The 19,411-nt window shown below is 58.0% G+C and carries 15 protein-coding genes; 8 read left to right on the top strand and 7 right to left on the bottom strand.

Annotated features, from left to right (window positions below):
- The first annotated feature begins 94 nt into the window (after positions 1–94).
- Positions 95–967: an N-acetylmuramoyl-L-alanine amidase AmiA gene (gene amiA / locus EH164_RS06175; RefSeq protein WP_034812345.1), complete on the top strand. Its 873-nt coding sequence runs from the start codon at positions 95–97 to the stop codon at positions 965–967.
- Positions 967–1,869: an oxygen-dependent coproporphyrinogen oxidase gene (hemF, locus tag EH164_RS06170; protein WP_124967641.1), complete on the top strand. Its 903-nt coding sequence runs from the start codon at positions 967–969 to the stop codon at positions 1,867–1,869. Before amiA ends, hemF begins: the two co-directional genes overlap by 1 nt.
- Positions 1,870–2,474: 605 nt before the next feature.
- On the opposite strand, the gene maeB is transcribed toward hemF, so the two are convergent.
- The gene (maeB, locus tag EH164_RS06165) at positions 2,475–4,754 is read right to left on the bottom strand and encodes an NADP-dependent oxaloacetate-decarboxylating malate dehydrogenase (protein ID WP_023481217.1); all 2,280 of its coding nucleotides are present in this window, start codon (positions 4,752–4,754) and stop codon (positions 2,475–2,477) included.
- A gap of 286 nt (positions 4,755–5,040) precedes the next feature.
- On the opposite strand from maeB, the gene tal reads away from it, so the two are divergent.
- The gene (gene tal / locus EH164_RS06160) at positions 5,041–5,991 is read left to right on the top strand and encodes a transaldolase (RefSeq protein WP_023481168.1); all 951 of its coding nucleotides are present in this window, start codon (positions 5,041–5,043) and stop codon (positions 5,989–5,991) included.
- A gap of 21 nt (positions 5,992–6,012) precedes the next feature.
- Entirely contained in the window at positions 6,013–8,007 is a 1,995-nt protein-coding gene (gene tkt / locus EH164_RS06155; RefSeq protein WP_124967640.1) for a transketolase, read from the top strand.
- Between the two features lie 37 nt (positions 8,008–8,044).
- Here tkt and EH164_RS06150 read toward each other — a convergent pair whose 3' ends face one another.
- The 4 genes from EH164_RS06150 to aegA all read right to left on the bottom strand — a co-directional run bounded on the left by EH164_RS06150 (position 8,045) and on the right by aegA (position 12,818).
- Positions 8,045–8,977, bottom strand: a complete 933-nt coding sequence (locus EH164_RS06150) for a hypothetical protein (RefSeq protein ID WP_124967639.1) — start codon at positions 8,975–8,977, stop codon at positions 8,045–8,047.
- A 65-nt stretch (positions 8,978–9,042) separates the two neighbouring features.
- Entirely contained in the window at positions 9,043–10,086 is a 1,044-nt protein-coding gene (locus EH164_RS06145) for a DUF1176 domain-containing protein (RefSeq protein WP_124967638.1), read from the bottom strand.
- 123 nt (positions 10,087–10,209) lie between these two features.
- Positions 10,210–10,785 carry a GDP-mannose pyrophosphatase NudK gene (gene nudK / locus EH164_RS06140; protein ID WP_124967637.1) on the bottom strand — a complete coding sequence of 192 codons (576 nt, stop codon included), beginning with the start codon at positions 10,783–10,785 and terminating at the stop codon, positions 10,210–10,212.
- 68 nt (positions 10,786–10,853) lie between these two features.
- Entirely contained in the window at positions 10,854–12,818 is a 1,965-nt protein-coding gene (gene aegA, locus EH164_RS06135; RefSeq protein ID WP_124967636.1) for a formate-dependent uric acid utilization protein AegA, read from the bottom strand.
- A 441-nt stretch (positions 12,819–13,259) separates the two neighbouring features.
- Here aegA and acrD point away from each other — a divergent pair, with 441 nt between their 5' ends.
- Positions 13,260–16,373 carry a multidrug efflux RND transporter permease AcrD gene (acrD, locus tag EH164_RS06130; RefSeq protein ID WP_124967635.1) on the top strand — a complete coding sequence of 1,038 codons (3,114 nt, stop codon included), beginning with the start codon at positions 13,260–13,262 and terminating at the stop codon, positions 16,371–16,373.
- Between the two features lie 93 nt (positions 16,374–16,466).
- On the opposite strand, the gene ypfM is transcribed toward acrD, so the two are convergent.
- A complete protein-coding gene (gene ypfM, locus EH164_RS06125) occupies positions 16,467–16,526 on the bottom strand; it encodes a protein YpfM (protein WP_124971302.1) in 60 nt (19 codons plus the stop codon).
- A 384-nt stretch (positions 16,527–16,910) separates the two neighbouring features.
- On the opposite strand from ypfM, the gene EH164_RS06120 reads away from it, so the two are divergent.
- The 3 genes from EH164_RS06120 to EH164_RS06110 are packed head-to-tail and all read left to right on the top strand — an operon-like array spanning position 16,911 to position 18,615.
- A complete protein-coding gene (locus EH164_RS06120; protein ID WP_042717316.1) occupies positions 16,911–17,267 on the top strand; it encodes an ArsC family reductase in 357 nt (118 codons plus the stop codon).
- A gap of 3 nt (positions 17,268–17,270) precedes the next feature.
- Positions 17,271–18,398 carry a succinyl-diaminopimelate desuccinylase gene (gene dapE / locus EH164_RS06115; RefSeq protein ID WP_124967634.1) on the top strand — a complete coding sequence of 376 codons (1,128 nt, stop codon included), beginning with the start codon at positions 17,271–17,273 and terminating at the stop codon, positions 18,396–18,398.
- Between the two features lie 16 nt (positions 18,399–18,414).
- Positions 18,415–18,615, top strand: a complete 201-nt coding sequence (locus tag EH164_RS06110) for a YpfN family protein (RefSeq protein WP_023481257.1) — start codon at positions 18,415–18,417, stop codon at positions 18,613–18,615.
- A gap of 29 nt (positions 18,616–18,644) precedes the next feature.
- On the opposite strand, the gene ypfH is transcribed toward EH164_RS06110, so the two are convergent.
- The gene (gene ypfH / locus EH164_RS06105) at positions 18,645–19,343 is read right to left on the bottom strand and encodes an esterase (RefSeq protein WP_124967633.1); all 699 of its coding nucleotides are present in this window, start codon (positions 19,341–19,343) and stop codon (positions 18,645–18,647) included.
- Positions 19,344–19,411: the final 68 nt, after the last annotated feature.

Genomic DNA, 19,411 nt, shown 5'->3' with positions numbered 1-19,411 from the left:
AAATGAAAAGTAAAACAATAGTTCTTACGGACTGTCGTCACAGCAAACACGATACGCTATAACACCTGCCACCACGGATAACCCATTTCAGGCTATGAGCACCTTTAAACCATTAAAAACACTCACCTCGCGTCGCCAGATCCTGAAAGCAGGCCTGGCCGCATTAACCTTGTCAGGTATGTCTCGTGCTATCGCTAAGGATGAGACACCTCTTAAAACCAGCAACAGCCACAGCAAACCGAAAGCGAAAAAAGCGGGCGCAAAGCGCATCGTGATGCTCGACCCCGGTCACGGCGGGATTGATACCGGCGCGATTGGTCACAACGGCTCGAAAGAGAAGCATGTGGTACTGGCGATTGCCAAAAACGTCCGCGCCCAGCTGCGCGCTCGCGGCATTGATGCGCGCCTGACGCGCACCAGCGATAAATTTATCCCCCTTTATGACCGCGTCGAGATTGCCCATCAGCACGGTGCGGATCTCTTTATGTCGATTCACGCCGATGGCTTTACCAATCCGAACGCCGCGGGCGCGTCGGTGTTTGCCCTCTCCAATCGCGGGGCGAGTAGCGCAATGGCGAAATACCTCTCCGATAAAGAGAACGCCGTGGATGAACTGGCGGGCAAAAAAGCACGTGATAAAGATCATCTGCTCCAGCAGGTGCTGTTTGATTTGGTACAGACGGACACCATCAAAAACAGCCTGACGCTCGGCTCGCATATCATCAAACAGATCAAGCCGGTGCACCGGCTGCACAGCCGCAACACCGAGCAGGCGGCGTTTGTGGTGCTAAAATCTCCTTCCATTCCATCGGTGCTGGTTGAGACCTCGTTTATTACCAACCCGGCGGAGGAGAAACTACTCGGCACCGCCGCGTTTCGCCAGAAGATCGCCACCGCCATCACTGACGGTGTGATGAGCTACTTTAGCTGGTTCGATAATCATAAAGCCCATACGAAGAGGCGCTGATGAGCACTCCTGATGTAGACCCGGTAAAAAATGCCCTGCTTGCCCTGCAGGACTCTATCTGCGCGAAGCTGGCGGCAATCGACGGCGGCAGCTTTATTGAAGATGCCTGGCAGCGTGACGCGGGCGGCGGTGGACGCAGCCGCGTGCTGCGCGACGGCAGCGTGTTTGAGCAGGCGGGGGTTAACTTCTCCCACGTTCATGGCGATGCGATGCCCGCCTCTGCCACCGCGCACCGCCCGGAGCTGGCGGGTCGCAGTTTCGAAGCAATGGGCGTCTCATTAGTGGTGCATCCGCGCAACCCCTATGTGCCGACCAGCCATGCCAACGTGCGCTTTTTTATCGCCCAGAAGCCGGATGCCGATCCGGTCTGGTGGTTCGGCGGCGGTTTCGATATGACGCCCTATTACGGCTTCGAAGAGGATGCCGTGCACTGGCACCGCACCGCGCGCGATCTCTGTCAGCCCTTCGGCGAAGAGGTCTACCCGCGCTATAAAAAGTGGTGCGATGACTACTTCTATCTGAAGCATCGCGACGAGCAGCGCGGCGTCGGCGGGCTCTTTTTTGACGATCTCAACACCCCGGATTTTGACCACTGTTTCGACTTTATGCGCGCGGTGGGCGAAGGGTATACCGACGCCTATCTGCCGATTGTCGAGCGGCGTAAAAACACGCCGTGGGGCGAGCGCGAGCGCGATTTTCAGCTCTATCGCCGTGGGCGCTACGTGGAGTTTAATCTGGTGTGGGATCGCGGGACGCTGTTCGGTCTGCAAACCGGCGGGCGCACCGAGTCGATTTTGATGTCGATGCCACCGCTGGTGCGCTGGGAATACAATTACCAGCCCGCCGAAGGCAGCCCCGAAGCGGCGTTAAGCGAATTTATAAAAGTCCGCGATTGGGTGTGACGTTGATGTTGTAGGCCGGATAAGGCGCAGCCGCCATCCGGCAATCATTGCCGCGAGACAATGCCGGATGGCGCGTAAACGCTTATCCGGCCTACGCGGTTCCAGCGGCTTCGTACCGTAGGCCGGATAAGGCGAAGCCGCCATCCGGCAAGGGTGTTACCTCGGTGGAATGGTTCCGTTCACCAGGCGTTGGGGAGTTTCATTAATCTCTTATGCGGTGAACGGGACAAGGGGGGGACCGCTCCCCCCTTGTCAATCCCCGCGGCCCCGCGAGGAAATCGGTGCTTCGCACTGCGCTCACCTCCCGCGTGCCTGACTGCGGCCGGCTCGACTCGACCTGCTCGCCCCTGCGGGGACTCGCTCCATGTCTCGGTTCGCCTCTGTCCGCCATCCATGGCGTCCAGACCTTGTCATTCACGCTTCGGTTCGCCGATTTCAGCGGGGGTCAACACCGCCGCTGTAAGAGAGGCGTCCAATGAAACACTATTGCTGCTGGAACCGCGTAGGCCGGATAAGGCGTAGCCGCCATCCGGCAATCGGTGCCGCGAGAAATTGCCGGATGGCGCTAACGCTTATCCGGCCTACGAACCTCATCCTGCTGAAGGTTATAACGGTGCGGTCTGCGCCTCGACCACCGCTAACGCCACCATATTGACGATCCGCCGCACGGAGGCGATCGGCGTCAACACATGCACCGGCTTCGCCACCCCCATCAACACCGGCCCGACGGTTACCCCTTCGGCGCTGGAAACCCGCAGCAGGTTGTAACTGATTCGCGCGGCTTCAACGTTCGGCATAATCAGGATATTCGCCGTCCCCTTCAGCGGGCTGTCGGGCATTCGGTCCTGACGAATCGACTCATCTAACGCCGCATCGCCGTGCATCTCGCCGTCAATCATCAACTCCGGTGCCCGCTCGCGCACCAGCGCTAAGGTCTCACGCATCTTCACCGCCGCTGGCGCGTTAGATGAGCCGTACTGGGAGTGCGAAAGCAGCGCCACGCGCGGTTCAATACCGAAACGGCGCACCGTCTCAGCCGCCAGCAGGGTGATCTCTGCTAACTGATCGGCGCTCGGATCCTCATTCACATAGGTATCGGCGATAAAGGTGTTGCCGCTTGGCAGCAGCAGCGCATTCATCGCGCCTGCGGCATGCACGCTGTCGCGATAACCAAAGATGTCGCGCACTACGCTGAAGTGCTCATGGTATTCGCCAATGGTGCCGCAGATCATCGCATCCGCTTCACCGCGATGCACCATGATGGCACCAATCACCGTGGTATTAGCAATCACCGCGCGCTGCGCCTGCTCCTGGGTTACGCCCCGGCGCTTCATAATGTTGAAGTACTCGGTCCAGTACTCTTTAAAGCGCGGGTCGGACTCGTTATTCACAATCTCGAAATCTGCACCGGCGCGGATTTGCAGCCCCAGCTTCTGAATGCGCATCTCAATTACGCTCGGGCGACCAATCAGGATCGGCTTCGCCAGCCCCAGCGTCACCAGCTCCTGGGTGGCATGCAGCACGCGCGGCTCCTCCCCTTCCGTCAGCACCACGCGCTTCGGCGCGCTGCGGGCCTGGGAGAAGATCGGCTTCATAAACAGATTCGTTTTGTAGACAAACTCGGCGAGCTTATCGACATAGGCGTCGAAATCGCTAATCGGGCGCGTCGCCACGCCGGACTCCATCGCCGCTTTTGCCACCGCCGGCGCGATTTTGACAATCAAGCGCGGATCGAAGGGTTTCGGGATCAGATAATCAGGCCCAAAGCTGAGATCCTGATCGCCATAGGCCGAGGCCACCACTTCGCTCTGCTCGGCGTGCGCCAGCTCGGCAATGGCATGCACCGCCGCCAGCTTCATCTCTTCGTTGATCGCCGTTGCGCCTACGTCGAGCGCGCCACGGAAGATGAAGGGGAAGCAGAGTACGTTGTTGACCTGGTTGGGGTAGTCCGAGCGGCCGGTGCAGATGATCGCATCCGGGCGCACCGATTTTGCCAGATCCGGCAGGATCTCCGGCTCCGGGTTAGCCAGCGCGAGGATCAGCGGCTGGCGCGCCATCTCTTTCACCATCTCCGGGGTCAGCACTTTTGGCCCCGAGCAGCCGAGGAAGATATCCGCGCCCGCCACCACTTCCGCCAGCGTGCGTTTGCCGTTGTCCTCCACCGCATAGGCGGCTTTGGTCTCTGCCATGTTTGGCTCGCGGTCTTTGTAGATCACCCCTTTTGAGTCGCAGACCACAATATTGTGTTTCTGCATCCCCAGCGCCACCAGCAGGTTCATACAGGCGATAGCCGCTGCGCCCGCGCCGGAAACCACCATGCGTACGTCAGAGAGGTTCTTTTCCACTACCCGCAGGCCGTTGAGAATAGCGGCAGTGCTGATGATCGCCGTGCCGTGCTGGTCGTCGTGGAACACCGGAATGTTCATGCGCTCGCGCAGTTTCGCCTCAATATAGAAGCACTCCGGCGCTTTAATATCTTCCAGGTTAATCCCGCCGAAAGTCGGCTCCAGCGCGGCAACCACGTCAATCAGTTTGTCGGGATCCTGCTCGTCAACTTCGATATCGAACACATCAATACCGGCGAATTTCTTAAACAGAACGCCTTTGCCCTCCATCACCGGCTTACCGGCGAGCGCGCCGATATTGCCAAGGCCGAGCACGGCGGTGCCGTTGGAGATAACGGCCACCAGATTGCCGCGCGCGGTGTATTTGTAGGCTGCCAGCGGGTCTTTCTCAATTTCCAGACAGGGAGCGGCAACACCGGGCGAGTACGCCAGCGCCAGGTCGCGCTGGGTCGCCAGCGGTTTGGTAGGGGAAACCTGAATCTTACCCGGGCGGGGGAACTCGTGAAAATCGAGGGCACTCTGTTTTAATTGGTCGTCCATTAGATGTTCCTTTCACGTTGCTTTCAGCGTCAAGAGTGTTAACGCGTGATGACACTCCAATGCACCGACCAGTATGGCCTGTGTCGGCGGCGTAAACTTTGAAGGTCGCCATACTCTGACCATCGCGTCAACAAAACCGTTACGTATATCTCCCATCTTTGTTACCTACCGCAAAACCCCGTAAAGGGCTGCGTCTGCTATGCTTTTTTGTTATGCAGCTCTCATCCTGACAACAGCGCGATGCGACGCGCGTAAATAACACATTGCTTTTTAAGGAGTTATCTTCATGAATTATTTAGACGGCCTGAAACAGTTCACCACCGTCGTGGCGGACAGCGGCGACATCGAATCCATTCGCCATTACCAGCCGGAAGATGCCACCACCAACCCCTCTCTGCTGCTGAAGGCCGCAGGGCTGGGCCACTTTTCCCATCTGGTCGACGACGCGCTGGAGTATGGCAAAGCGCGCGGCAAAACCCAGGAGCAGCAGGTCGCGGAAGCGAGCGACAAACTGGCGGTCAATATCGGTGCGGAAATTCTGAAAAGCATTCCGGGCCGCGTCTCCACCGAAGTCGATGCACGTCTCTCCTACGACAAAGAGAAGAGCATTGCTAAAGCACGCCGTATCGTTGAGCTCTACCAGGAGCAGGGGATCGATAAGTCACGCATTCTGATCAAACTCGCCTCCACGTGGGAAGGTATCCGCGCGGCGGAAGAGCTGCAAAAAGAGGGTATCGACTGTAACCTGACGCTGCTCTTCTCCTTTGCCCAGGCGCGCGCCTGTGCCGAAGCGGGCGTCTATCTGATTTCGCCGTTCGTTGGGCGCATTTACGACTGGTACAACGACCGCAAACCGATGGATCCCTACGTGGTAGATGAAGATCCGGGCGTCAAATCGGTGCGCAATATCTATGACTACTACAAACAGCACCGCTACGAGACTATCGTGATGGGTGCCAGCTTCCGCCGCGTTGAGCAGATCCTCGCGCTCGCCGGCTGTGACCGTCTCACCATCTCGCCTGCCCTGCTGCAAGAGTTGCAGGAGCATGAAGGCACCGTCGAGCGCAAACTGGTGCCGTCGTCCCAGACCTTCTCGCGCCAGGCGAAAATGACCGAAGCGGAGTTCCGCTGGGAACATAACCTCGACCCAATGGCGGTTGAGAAACTCTCTGACGGCATCCGCCAGTTCGCCGTCGACCAGCGCAAACTCGAAGATCTGCTTGCTGCCAAACTTTAACCTTTTGCCACGGAGTGAACTATGTCCCGTAAAGAGCTTGCTAACGCCATTCGCGCCCTGAGTATGGACGCGGTGCAAAAAGCCAATTCCGGCCACCCCGGTGCGCCAATGGGGATGGCGGATATCGCGGAAGTGCTGTGGAACGACTTTCTGCAACACAACCCGGCCGACCCGACCTGGTATAACCGCGACCGCTTTATTCTCTCCAACGGTCACGCTTCGATGCTGCTCTACAGCCTGCTGCACCTCAGCGGCTATGACCTGCCGATCGAAGAGCTGAAAAACTTCCGTCAGCTGCACTCCAAAACGCCGGGCCACCCGGAAATTGGCTATACGCCGGGCGTAGAAACCACCACCGGCCCGCTGGGTCAGGGGCTGGCGAACGCCGTCGGTCTGGCGATTGCCGAGCGCACGCTGGCGGCACAGTTTAACCGTCCGGGCCATGACATTGTCGATCACTACACCTATGTCTTTATGGGCGACGGCTGTCTGATGGAGGGGATCTCCCACGAAGTCTGCTCGCTGGCGGGCACGCTGGGGCTGGGTAAACTGATTGGCTTCTACGATCACAACGGCATCTCCATTGATGGCGAAACCGAAGGCTGGTTTACCGATGACACCGCCAAACGCTTTGAAGCCTACAACTGGCATGTGATCAGCGAAGTGGATGGTCACTCTGCGGAAGCGGTGAAAAAGGCCATTGAAGAAGCGCAGCAGGTGAAAGATAAGCCGACGCTGATTATCTGCCGCACGGTGATTGGTTTTGGCTCACCGAACAAAGCGGGCAAAGAGGAGTCCCACGGTGCGGCGCTCGGTGATGAAGAGGTGGCGCTGACCCGCAAACAGCTGGGCTGGAACTACGGCCCGTTCGAGATCCCGCAAGAGATCTATCAGGCGTGGGACGCCCACGATCGCGGCGCGAAAGCCCAGCAGTCATGGAATGAGAAACTGGCAGCGTGGGAGAAAGAGTTCCCGGATCTGGCGGCCGAATTCAAGCGCCGCATGAGCGGCGGACTGCCGGAGAACTGGGAGCAAATTACCTCCGAGTACATCAACAACCTGCAGGCTAACCCGGCTAAAATCGCCAGTCGTAAAGCGTCGCAAAACACCCTTAACAGCTATGGCCCGGTACTGCCGGAACTGCTTGGCGGCTCGGCGGATCTGGCGCCAAGTAACCTCACCATCTGGTCAGGCTCCACCTCGATTAAAGAGGACGCGGCCGGAAACTACATTCACTACGGTGTGCGTGAGTTCGGCATGACGGCGATTGCCAACGGCATTGCCCATCACGGCGGCTTTGTGCCCTACACCGCCACCTTCCTGATGTTCGTTGAGTATGCCCGTAACGCGGCGCGTATGGCGGCGCTGATGAAAGCGCGGCAGATCATGGTCTACACCCATGACTCTATCGGCCTTGGCGAAGATGGCCCAACCCACCAGGCGGTTGAGCAGATTGCCAGCCTGCGTCTGACGCCAAACTTCAGCACCTGGCGACCCTGTGACCAGGTAGAAGCAGCGGTCGGCTGGAAACTGGCGATTGAGCGTCACAACGGCCCGACGGCGCTGATCCTCTCCCGTCAGAACCTGGCGCAGATGGAGCGAACCCCGGAGCAGGTCAAGGCGATCAGCAAAGGTGGTTATATCCTCAAAGATAGCGACGGCAAGCCGGATCTGATCCTGATTGCTACCGGCTCTGAAATGGAGATCACCATGAAGGCCGCCGAGCAGCTAAGCAGCGAAGGCGTGAAGGTGCGTGTGGTTTCGCTGCCTTCCACGGATATCTTTGATGCCCAGGATGAAGCATGGCGCGAATCGGTGCTGCCGTCAGACGTCAGCGCGCGCGTGGCGGTGGAAGCCGGCATTGCCGATTACTGGTACAAATACGTTGGTCTGAAGGGCGCGATTGTCGGCATGACCGGCTATGGCGAGTCCGCTCCGGCGGAGAAACTCTTCCCTTACTTCGGCTTTACCGTCGAGAACATCGTGGCGAAAGCCAAAGCGGTACTTAAGAAGTAATCTTCAGGCGCGCCCGCTTCGGCAGGCGCGCTTTCTCTTATTTCACTACCTGCAATGCTTCGCTCTCCTGCGGCGTGACAATCTCTTCCTGCTTCTCATCCCACAGCGCTTTTTTCACCAGCACAAAGCCCGGATGCTGCGGATCGCGCTTCACCAGCGCGGCAGCGTTGTCATCTTCCTGCACGTTGCTGTTATAGGGGAAGGAGGGCACGGATTTAACCCATTGTCCCTGCTGGATATCGTAGACGTAGACCACGCTCCACGCGCTGGTCCACCACTGCGGGAAGATCACCACCCGATCGCGCCCGCTGTCGTCAAGGCCGGAGAGCGTCTCCACGGTCGCGCCAATACACTGCTGCAGCGTGGCGGGTTTTACAGCCGGATTGCTGCTCCACAGCGAGCAGTCGCAGTCGCCCTCTTCCGTACAGCTACCGCCGGAGTGCGGGTCGCGGGCGCTGACCCACACGGTATCTTTAGTCATGCCGTCAAATTTGCCCCTGGTCAGCGCGCCCTGCACCGCCGACTCTTTCTGATTCAGCCGCGTGAGCAGATCCGTTTCACCGCTGATGCGCCAGCCTGCTGGCTGATGGAGGAAGGTTAACTGCGCGGGGTAATTTTTAACTTTGTCTGCTTCCAGCCCGGCCTGTTTGACAAAATCGACCTCAACATCGCCCGCGCTGGTTTCGTTAATATCAAGCGTGGAGATAATGCGCTGGGTAAAGTGCGGCGCGCGGGCAGCAAATTCCTGCTGCTTGTTCAGCACCGCGTCGCGGGAGAGCTTTTCACCAAACCAGTGCACCTGGTCGGCATAGAGATCGCTTGCATCGGCCTTGCCGTTAAGATGGCTGTTCCAGCGCTCGACCTGCGCGGCGATGGCCTTATTATCGGCGGCGGTAAGTTCAGCTCTGGCGGGCAGAGCGGCGATAAGAGCCAGGCTTAAGGCAAGCCATGGCATAAACAGAGGTTTCATTATTCCCTTCCCGGTTGCATTGTGCGGGCGGATTATAATGAGCGCGGGGCGGTTTCGTCACTCGCTTATCGCGTGACCCACAAAGTTGGCCATGAATCTGGGCCGTGCCAGCTGTCGCAGGTTGGCTCCTGGGCGTAACGCACCAGGCGGAAATTCTGCCCGTCGAAACGCCAGCGGCTGGCAACGCCGCAGTCTGCGAGGCCTCGCCCTTTCGCCAGCGTCGTCAGCTCGCGGCTCTTCTCATCAAACGAAGCATTCATTAGCTCCATCTCGCTGTTGCCATTATCCGGGGAGAACGGCAGGCGCAGGCGCACCAGGCGGGAGATAAAGGGTTTTTGTCGCGAGACAAGCCAGGCGAGATCGACCACGTTGTAAGCGCCCGCTTCGCAATCAATCATCAGCAGCGCTTTGTCGTTGGTCAGGGCGTAGACCCGCACCTGGCGGCGCGCCGGGTCGAGGGAGCACTGGGTATTGCTCATTCGCCAGTTGCCGTAATCAAGCAGATCGTTGAGTTGCTGGTGGGTTAAGGGCGCGGGTGCCACATTGGGGTGAACAACCTCTTTTAAGGCGGGCGCGGGCGGCACGCTCAGCGGCGGGCTGCCCCCTTTTTTGATCCACGCGGTTTTACTGCCGACGCGTTTTTGCTGCGCGTCAATAAACAGCAGCGCGGCTTTCAGCCCGGCGAGCGAAATTCGGCCCTGGCCGCTTTGCAGGGTGATGGCCTGCCCATCCTGGATGGTCTCCAGCAGCGCGGCAACGGTTTGCGGGTTGCTGGTCATCAGATGCCACGGCGCAATCTTCCACTCCGTATTGATCATTTTCAGCGGTTGCCCATCAAGCAGCAGACGCCCGGCAATCGGCGGCGCTTTGCCCGCCGGAATACCGATGCCGCCAAGATCGATGCGCAGTGCAGCATCGGCGCGTGCCCCGGCGCTGCGCTCAAGGCTCATCACCAGCCCGGCGTGTTCGCCGGTATTGCGCGCTACGCAAAAATTCTGGTTATTACAGGTTACTTGCCAGTCGGAGAAGGTTTTCTGTGCGGGCGCGGCCCATAGAGCGGGTGCGGTGCAAAGACCGAAAAGGAGAGTGAGTACGCTGCGATAACGCATGAATGGTGCAACCCCGGAAGAATAGACGCAAAACTGGCGTATCTTTACTCCCGCGGTTGACCGGCTCAATCGGATTTATCGGATAGCTTCATGCGAAAGTTGGTAGGGGGCAGAAAAAACGCGTCACGCCATCAGACCGGAGGTTTGCAGATACTGCAACAAAATGACCGCTTTACCGTCGCGGATCTCACCGCTTGCCACCATCGCCAGCGCTTGTTCAAAGGGCAGTTCCAGCACTTCGATATCTTCATCTTCCACGCCGCCGCCGTTGTTAGCGCGCTGCGCATCGCTATATTCGGCGACAAAAAAGTGCACGATTTCGGTTACGCCGCCTGGCGACATATAGAGTTCGAACACTTTACGCACCTCACCCACCTGATAGCCGGTCTCTTCAACCGCCTCCTTGCGAATGCACACTTCCGGCTCGTCGTCGTCCAGCAGACCGGCGCAGGCTTCAATCAGCATGCCGCTCTCGTTGCCATTTACCCAGCTGGCGATACGGAACTGGCGGATAAGCACCACGCTCTGTTTTTCACGGTTATAGAGCAGGATGGTCGCGCCATTACCGCGATCATACACTTCGCGTTTATGGCGAATGACCTCGCCGTTCTGGCGCGTCAAATCGTAGGTGATATTGCGCAGGACAAAGTAGTTTTCGGAGAGGATTTTATCTTTAATCACATTGATTTTTAGCGACATAGCAGGCTCCAGAAGAGAAACAGAATGGCGCTATAGTACGCGTCCGGACCTGCTTTGTCGCCGTGCGGTTACTGTTTCTCCGGCGGGTTAATCCCGAGCCACGCCATCATCCCCTGCGCGGCATGACGCCCCTCCGCCATTGCTGTAACCACCAGATCGGCACCGCGCACCGCATCACCACCGGCAAAAATCTGCGGGTGAGTGGTCTGATAGCGGTAAGGGGTGTTGACGCTTGCGGCGATGCGCCCCCACTCATCCACCTGCACCCCAAGGCGCGACAACCACGGCATCGAATGGGGGTTGAAACCAAAGGCCATAATTACCGCATCGGCGGGCATAATAAACTCGCTGCCCGCGATCGCCACCGGGCGACGGCGGCCTTTCGCATCCGGCTCGCCAAGCTGCGTGCGCTGTAAACGTATGCCGCTCACTTTGCCCGCATCATCCACTTCAATGTTGAGCGGCTGGACATTGAACTCAAAGTTCGCCCCCTCATCGCGGGCATTTTTTACCTCTTTTTTCGAGCCGGGCATATTGGCTTCATCCCGGCGATAGGCGCAGGTGACCTGTGCCGCGCCGTGACGCAGCGCGGTGCGCACGCAGTCCATCGCCGTATCGCCGCCACCCAGCACCACCACGTTCAGCCCGGCGGTGTCGACAAACGGCTCATCCGCCGTGGTCTTAAGCCCCATCAGCTGTTTGGTGTTGGCAATCAGAAACGGTAACGCATCGTAGACGCCGGGTGCATCCTCATTAGGCAGGTTGGCTTTCATCGAGCGGTAAGTGCCGACGCCGACGAACACCGCGTCAAACTCTTCAAGCAACTGTTCCATGGGGCGATCTTTGCCGATTTCACAATTAAGCTCGAAACGGATGCCCATCGCGCTGAAGATTTCGCGCCGCCGCACCAGCAGGGATTTGTCGAGCTTAAAAGCCGGAATGCCGAAAGTGAGCAGGCCGCCGATTTCCGGGTGGCGATCAAAGACGGTGGCACTGACGCCGTGGCGGGCCAGCACGTCGGCGCACGCCAGCCCCGCAGGCCCTGCGCCAATAATCGCCACGCGTTTATCAACGGGCTTCACTTGCCGCAGGTCAGGCCGCCAGCCCTGTGCCAGCGCCTGATCGGAGATGTAGCGCTCAATATTACCGATGGTGACCGCGCCGGAGGCATCGCGCAGGGTACACGACCCTTCGCAGAGGCGATCCTGCGGGCAGACGCGGCCGGTGATCTCCGGCAGGCAGTTGGTCTGGTGCGAAAGCTCCACCGCCGCGGCGATATCGCCCGCTTTTACGCGATCAATCCACTGGGGAATATGGTTGTGCAGCGGGCAGCGCCATTCGCAGATGCTGTGCTCGCCGCAGGTTAAGCAGCGCTGCGCCTCCTGCTGCGCCTGCGCGGGTCGAAACGGCAGGTAGATCTCATCAAAGCCGCTTTTCCGCGCCGCGATCGCCAGCTTATCCGGCTCGCCGCGCGCGGCGGTACTGCGCAACTGGCGCATTTTGCTGTCGTTCTGCGCCGGAACATTGTGCCACGGCAGCGCCTGCTGGCTGGCGGTGCGCAATCGCCGCGCTTTCGCCATATTTGCCAGCGCTTCAGCGTTAACTAAGGTGAGCGCATCCGCCGGGCAGTTCTCCACGCAGGCCTGGCCCGCTGCGCGCTGCGCGCAGAGATCGCATTTATGAGCGGTGGCTTTTACCTGCCCTTTTACCGAGGTGACCAGCACCTGCATCGTGCCGAACGGGCAGGCAACAACGCAGGATTTGCAGCCGATGCATTTCTGCTGATTAACCTGGACCGCATCATCGACGCGAGTGATGGCACCGTTCGGGCAACTGCGCGCGCAGGGAGCCGCTTCACAGTGGTGGCAGGTCACCGCGCTGTTCTGCTGAGGGTGTTTGACGACGGTAATACGTGGGTAGAACGCATCAGGGGTAAGGGGATGTTGCTCTTCGTTGTGCGCCATAACGCAGGCCACTTCGCAGGCATGACATCCAATACAGTGTTGGCTATTCGCCATAATAAAACGGTTCATGGCACCCTTCTTGATTGGCTGGATAAACCTTATCTTTTATATGACTACTCTATTTACCGGGGTGCCTGCGGCCAGGCAATGTCCATTTGCCCAGAAAGGTTATCTATTTGTCACGAACATGTAGCAGATCAATTTATCTCTGCTTTTCAGAAAAGTAGTAGCCCTGCGCATTTGCGCCGGATGGTCTACAGTCCCTGTAACCGTTTCTCCGCCGACGGGGTTGGTGGCGAAAGCTGGATGAAGGTAAAGAATTGACGCTGAGAGCGGGTCCGCGCAGAAGAAAATTTGGCTTAAATGCCGATCTGCCTCGTGATGCCTCAATCGGGCATGATAATTTACACTTTCTCCTTTATTTCTCCACGATTGGTGTCGCTATTACCGCTACATTGAGGCGGTTATTCTCACCCTAATCATGCGCAGCAATATGAGGTCCTGTTTCTGATGGCGAACTTTTTTATCGATCGCCCCATTTTCGCGTGGGTGCTGGCGATCCTGATCTGTCTGACCGGGGCGCTCGCCATTAGCTCATTGCCCGTTGAGCAATATCCCGATCTAGCCCCGCCGAATGTGCGTATCACCGCCAACTACCCCGGTGCGTCTGCGCAGACGCTGGAAAACACCGTTACGCAGGTGATTGAGCAGAATATGACCGGGCTCGATAACCTGATGTATATGTCCTCGCAAAGCAGCGCCACGGGACAGGCGTCGATCACCCTTAACTTCCGCGCCGGCACCGATCCTGATGAAGCGGTGCAGCAGGTGCAAAACCAGTTGCAGTCCGCGATGCGCAAGCTGCCGCAAACCGTGCAGAACCAGGGGGTGACGGTGCGCAAAACCGGCGATACCAACATCCTCACCATCGCGTTTGTCTCCACCGATGGGTCGATGGATAAGCAGGATATTGCCGACTATGTGGCGAGTAACATTCAGGATCCGTTAAGCCGCGTCAACGGCGTCGGCGATATCGACGCCTACGGCTCGCAGTACGCCATGCGCATCTGGCTCGACCCGTCGAAACTCACCAGCTATCAGCTCACCACCGGCGATGTCACCCGCGCTATCGCCTCGCAGAATGCGCAGATTGCCGTCGGGCAACTGGGCGGTACGCCCTCCGTTGACCGCCAGGCGCTGAATGCCACCATCAATGCGCAGTCGCTGTTACAAACACCGGAGCAGTTCCGCGCTATCACCTTGCGCGTCAATCCTGACGGGTCAGAAGTGCGTCTCGGCGACGTGGCAACCGTTGAACTGGGCGCAGAGAAGTATGACTATCTCAGCCGTTATAACGGCAAAGCCGCCTCCGGGCTGGGGGTGAAACTGGCTTCCGGGGCGAATGAGATGGAGACGGCAGAGCTGGCACTTCAGCGGCTCGATGAGCTGTCGCACTACTTCCCTCACGGGCTTGAATACAAAGTCGCCTATGAAACCGCCTCGTTTGTTAAAGCCTCAATCATCGATGTAGTGAAGACGCTGCTCGAAGCGATTGTGCTGGTATTTGTGGTGATGTACCTCTTTTTGCAGAACTTCCGCGCCACGCTCATCCCGACTATCGCCGTGCCGGTGGTGCTGCTGGGCACCTTCGGCGTGCTTTACTCTTTTGGCTACAGCATCAACACCCTGACGATGTTTGCGATGGTGCTCGCCATCGGCCTGCTGGTGGATGATGCGATTGTGGTGGTGGAGAACGTTGAGCGCATCATGAGCGAAGAGGGCCTTTCGCCGCGCGAGGCGACGCGCAAATCGATGGGGCAGATTCAGGGCGCGCTGGTCGGCATTGCGATGGTGCTCTCCGCCGTGTTTGTGCCGATGGCCTTCTTCGGCGGCACCACCGGGGCTATCTATCGCCAGTTCTCTATCACCATTGTTTCGGCGATGGTGCTTTCGGTGCTGGTGGCGATGATCCTGACACCTGCCCTCTGCGCCACGCTGCTTAAGCCGCTGCACAAAGGCGAGCAGCACGGGCAGAAAGGCTTCTTCGGTGCCTTTAACCGGGTGTTTAACCGCAATGCCGACCGCTATCAAAATGCGGTGGGTAAAATCCTGCACCATGCTCTGCGCTGGATCCTGCTCTATCTGCTGCTGATTGGCGTGATGGTGCTGCTGTTTATGCGCCTGCCGACCTCGTTTCTGCCGCTGGAGGATCGCGGCATGTTTACCACTTCTATTCAGTTGCCAAGCGGCTCAACGCAGCAGCAGACGCTGAAGGTGGTGCAAAAGGTCGAGCACTACTTCTTCACCCATGAAAAAGAGAATGTGCAGTCGGTGTTCGCCACCGTCGGCTCCGGCCCGGGCGGCAACGGGCAAAACGTCGCCCGGCTCTTTATTCGCCTGAAGGATTGGGAGTCGCGTGATCCCACGGACGGCAGCGCCTTTGCCATTATCGAGCGCGCCACCAAAGCCTTTAGCCGCATTAAAGAAGCGCGCGTCTTTGCCGGTAGCCCGCCGGCGATCAGCGGCATGGGCAGTTCCGCCGGGTTTGATATGGAGTTGCAGGATCACGCCGGTGCCGGTCACGACGCATTGATGGCGGCGCGCGACCAGCTGATTCAGCTCGCTTCGCAGGATCCTGCTCTCACCCGCGTACGCCACAACGGCCTGGATGACAGCGCGCAGTTGCAGATTGATATCGATCAGCGCAAAGCGCAGGCGCTGGGCGTCTCGATTGATGATATCAACGACACGCTGAAGACCGCCTGGGGCTCCAGCTACGTTAACGACTTTATGGATCGCGGCCGCGTGAAGAAGGTCTATGTGCAGTCGGCGGCGAAATTCCGCATGCTGCCGGATGACATTAACCGCTGGTATGTCCGCAATAGCAGCGGCGGGATGGTGCCCTTCTCCGCCTTTGCGACTTCACACTGGCAAACCGGCTCGCCGCGTCTTGAGCGTTACAACGGTTATGCGGCGGTAGAGATAGTCGGCGAAGCCGCGCCGGGCGTCAGTACCGGTACGGCGATGGATGTGATGGAGAAGTTAGTGCGCCAGTTGCCGACCGGCTTTGGCCTTGAGTGGACGGCGATGTCCTATCAGGAGCGGCTCTCCGGCGCGCAGGCACCAGCGCTTTATGCCGTTTCTCTGCTGGTAGTCTTCCTCTGCCTGGCCGCACTGTATGAGAGCTGGTCGGTGCCCTTCTCGGTGATGCTGGTGGTGCCGCTGGGCGTGATTGGCGCGCTGGTAGCAACCTGGATGCGCGGGCTGGAGAATGACGTCTACTTCCAGGTGGGGCTGCTCACAGTGATTGGCCTCTCGGCGAAGAATGCGATTCTGATCGTTGAGTTCGCCAACGAGATGAATGCCCGCGGCGAAGATCTGCTCGCCTCGACGCTGCACGCCTGCCGCCAGCGTCTGCGGCCCATCCTGATGACCTCGCTGGCGTTTGTTTTTGGCGTGCTGCCGATGGCGACCAGCACCGGTGCAGGCTCAAGCAGTCAGCATGCGGTCGGCACCGGGGTGATGGGCGGGATGATTTCCGCCACGGTGCTGGCGATCTTCTTTGTCCCACTCTTCTTTGTGCTGGTGCGCCGCCGCTTCCCGCTCAGGGCAAAACCGCGCTAATCGCGGGCAACAAAAAAGGCGACAGGATTCAGGTCGCCTTTTTTACGTGGATATTATTATTAAGCCGTCACTGCTCAATCATTCGTCTGAAAATTATTTACGAAGCATGCCTTCGATAAAATCTTTCCAGTTCCCCATTTCGTGTTCAATCATAACTACCTCTCTTATTATTACGGCCATTCTACTCAATGCCCGGATGCGTTGTGAAGCTATTTAAACCAATCGAATTAATCGCTCTTTACCGGGCATTTCTCTTTGGCTTGGGCTTACTATGCGCCGCTCTGCGGCCTCATACTGTGATTAACGGCAATATTTCCCAAAAACTTGAGGGCTAAATGAAATGGCGATCACATTGTCAGATAAATCTTTAGTTTTGTTATTACGCGATGAACTAGCGCCGTTCAAAAGTTAATTAACTAAAATTACTCACCTCACCGTTAAGTGAATTATTATTACCACGCGAATGATATTCGAATTAGATTCCGTTATTCTAATTTTCTGTTCGAATAAGGCAAAAAAGAGACAAAAGGATTCAACATGATCACCATGTACGGCATCAAAAATTGCGACACCATCAAGAAAGCCCGCCGCTGGCTGGAGGCTGAGCAGGTCGAGTACCGCTTTCATGATTACCGCGTCGACGGGATTGATGCAGATCTGCTGCGCCCCGCAGTCGCAGAGCTTGGCTGGGAAGCGCTGCTCAATACGCGCGGAACCACCTGGCGCAAGCTGGATGAAGCGCAGCGCGCGGCAGTCGTTGACGCTGAAACGGCGATTGCCTTAATGGTTGAAATGCCAGCAATTATCAAACGACCATTGCTCTGCGCGCCCGGTAAGCCTATGCTGCTGGGTTTCAATGAATCCAGTTATGGGAAGTTTATTCACGAGGTGTAGTTTATGTCATGCCCGGTTATTGAGCTGACGCAGCAGCTTATTCGTCGCCCTTCTCTGAGTCCCGATGATGCGGGATGCCAGGCGCTGATGATTGAACGCCTGCGCGCTATCGGTTTCACCGTTGAGCCGATGGACTTTGGCGACACGCAGAACTTCTGGGCATGGCGCGGCCAGGGAGAGACGCTGGCGTTTGCCGGTCATACGGATGTTGTTCCGGCAGGCGATGTCGATCGCTGGATCAATCCGCCTTTCGAACCCACCATTCGCGACGGCCTGCTGTTTGGCCGCGGCGCGGCGGATATGAAAGGCTCGCTGGCAGCGATGGTGGTTGCCGCCGAGCGTTTCGTGGCGCAGCACCCGCAGCATAAAGGCCGCCTCGCCTTTCTTATTACCTCTGATGAAGAGGCCAGCGCCACCAACGGCACGGTGAAAGTGGTTGAAGCGCTGATGGCGCGCAACGAGCGTCTCGATTACTGCCTGGTGGGCGAGCCGTCGAGCACCGAAGTGGTGGGCGACGTGGTGAAAAATGGCCGTCGCGGCTCAATGACCTGTAACCTGACCATTCACGGCGTGCAGGGACACGTGGCCTATCCGCATCTGGCGGATAACCCGGTTCATCGCGCGGTACCGATGTTAACCGAGCTGGTGGGCATTGAGTGGGATCGCGGTAATGACTACTTCCCGCCGACCAGTATGCAGATCGCCAACGTTCAGGCCGGCACCGGCAGCAATAACGTCATTCCCGGCGAGCTGTTTGTGCAGTTTAACTTCCGCTTCAGTACCGAACTGACGGACGAGATGATCAAAGCGAAGGTGCAGGCGCTGCTGGAGAAATATCAGCTGCGCTACACCGTGGAGTGGTGGGTTTCAGGCCAGCCGTTCCTGACGGGACGCGGCAAGCTGGTGGATGCGGTGGTTAACGCCATTGAGCACTATAATGAGATTAAACCGCAGTTGTTGACCACCGGCGGCACTTCCGATGGCCGTTTTATCGCGCGGATGGGCGCACAGGTTGTCGAGCTTGGGCCGGTGAACGCAACGATTCACAAAATTAACGAATGCGTAAACGCCGCAGATTTGCAACTGCTGGCGCGGATGTACCAGCGCATTATGGAACAACTCATCGCCTGACGGGCTGGAGGTTCGCATGGATTGGCTGTCAAAATATTGGTGGATTCTGGTGCTGGTTTTTTTAGTCGGCGTGTTGATTAACGTGATCAAAGATCTTAGCCGCGTCGATCATAAAAAGTTTCTCGCCAACAAGCCGGATCTGCCGCCGCATCGTGATTTCAACGATAAGTGGGATGACGAGGATGACTGGCCGAATAAGGACCAGCCGAAGAAGTAATCTTTCACCCCCGTCTGGGGGTGAATCTTTTATAGCAGCTCAATGATGTCATCATCGTTCGGCTTGCCGCCGCTTAACGCCTCATCAAAGTAGTGCTTCGGCACGGTGTATTGCAGATGATGCAGTGCCAGCGCCATGCTGCGATCGTCAATCGCGTGTCCCAGATCCTCAACGATATCGAGCGTGATATCGCCGCCTAATGCCGCAACCGCCTCTTCCGCTTTCACCGCCCAGGCCAGATCGATCACCGGATCGTCGCCGCCGTGGATCAGATGAATGGTATTGGTGGTGGCAACCCGCTGCGGCAGGCTGGCGTAACGACCGTTAAAGGCAATGACGCGCGAGGCGAGATCCGGCTGCGCCTTAATCCCCTCCAGCGCCATAATCGCCCCCTGCGAAAAGCCAATCAGCGCCGTGGCAAGCGGGCTAATACCGCTCTGCTGCTGCCAGTAGCGCACCACTTCAATAAACTGCGGCATCACCGCATCGACCCGCTGCTGGCGGTTCTCTTCACTGATATTGCCGACGGAGAACCACTGGCGACCGGGAGCAACACCGCTCGCCTCAACGCCGCCGATGCTGACAATCAGCGCGTCGGGAAAGGCTGGCGCGAACCAGCGGCCAATCTCGCCCATTGAAACCGGGTTATCGCCGACGCCGTGGAACAGCAACAGCAGTTGCTTCGCAGGGCTTGTCGGGCGTTGCACAACAAAATGGGCATCTTTCATCAGGATCTCCTTAACGTGTCAGGTGCAGTCTACGCCGGACAAAAAGAGTGACAATGCCATTTAACTGA

Origin of the sequence: Kosakonia sp. CCTCC M2018092 (assembly GCF_003864115.1) — a bacterium.
Lineage (GTDB): Bacteria > Pseudomonadota > Gammaproteobacteria > Enterobacterales > Enterobacteriaceae > Kosakonia > Kosakonia cowanii.
The sequence above is the reverse complement of the archived record's forward strand: the minus strand, read 5'-3'. Positions and strand labels throughout refer to the sequence as shown.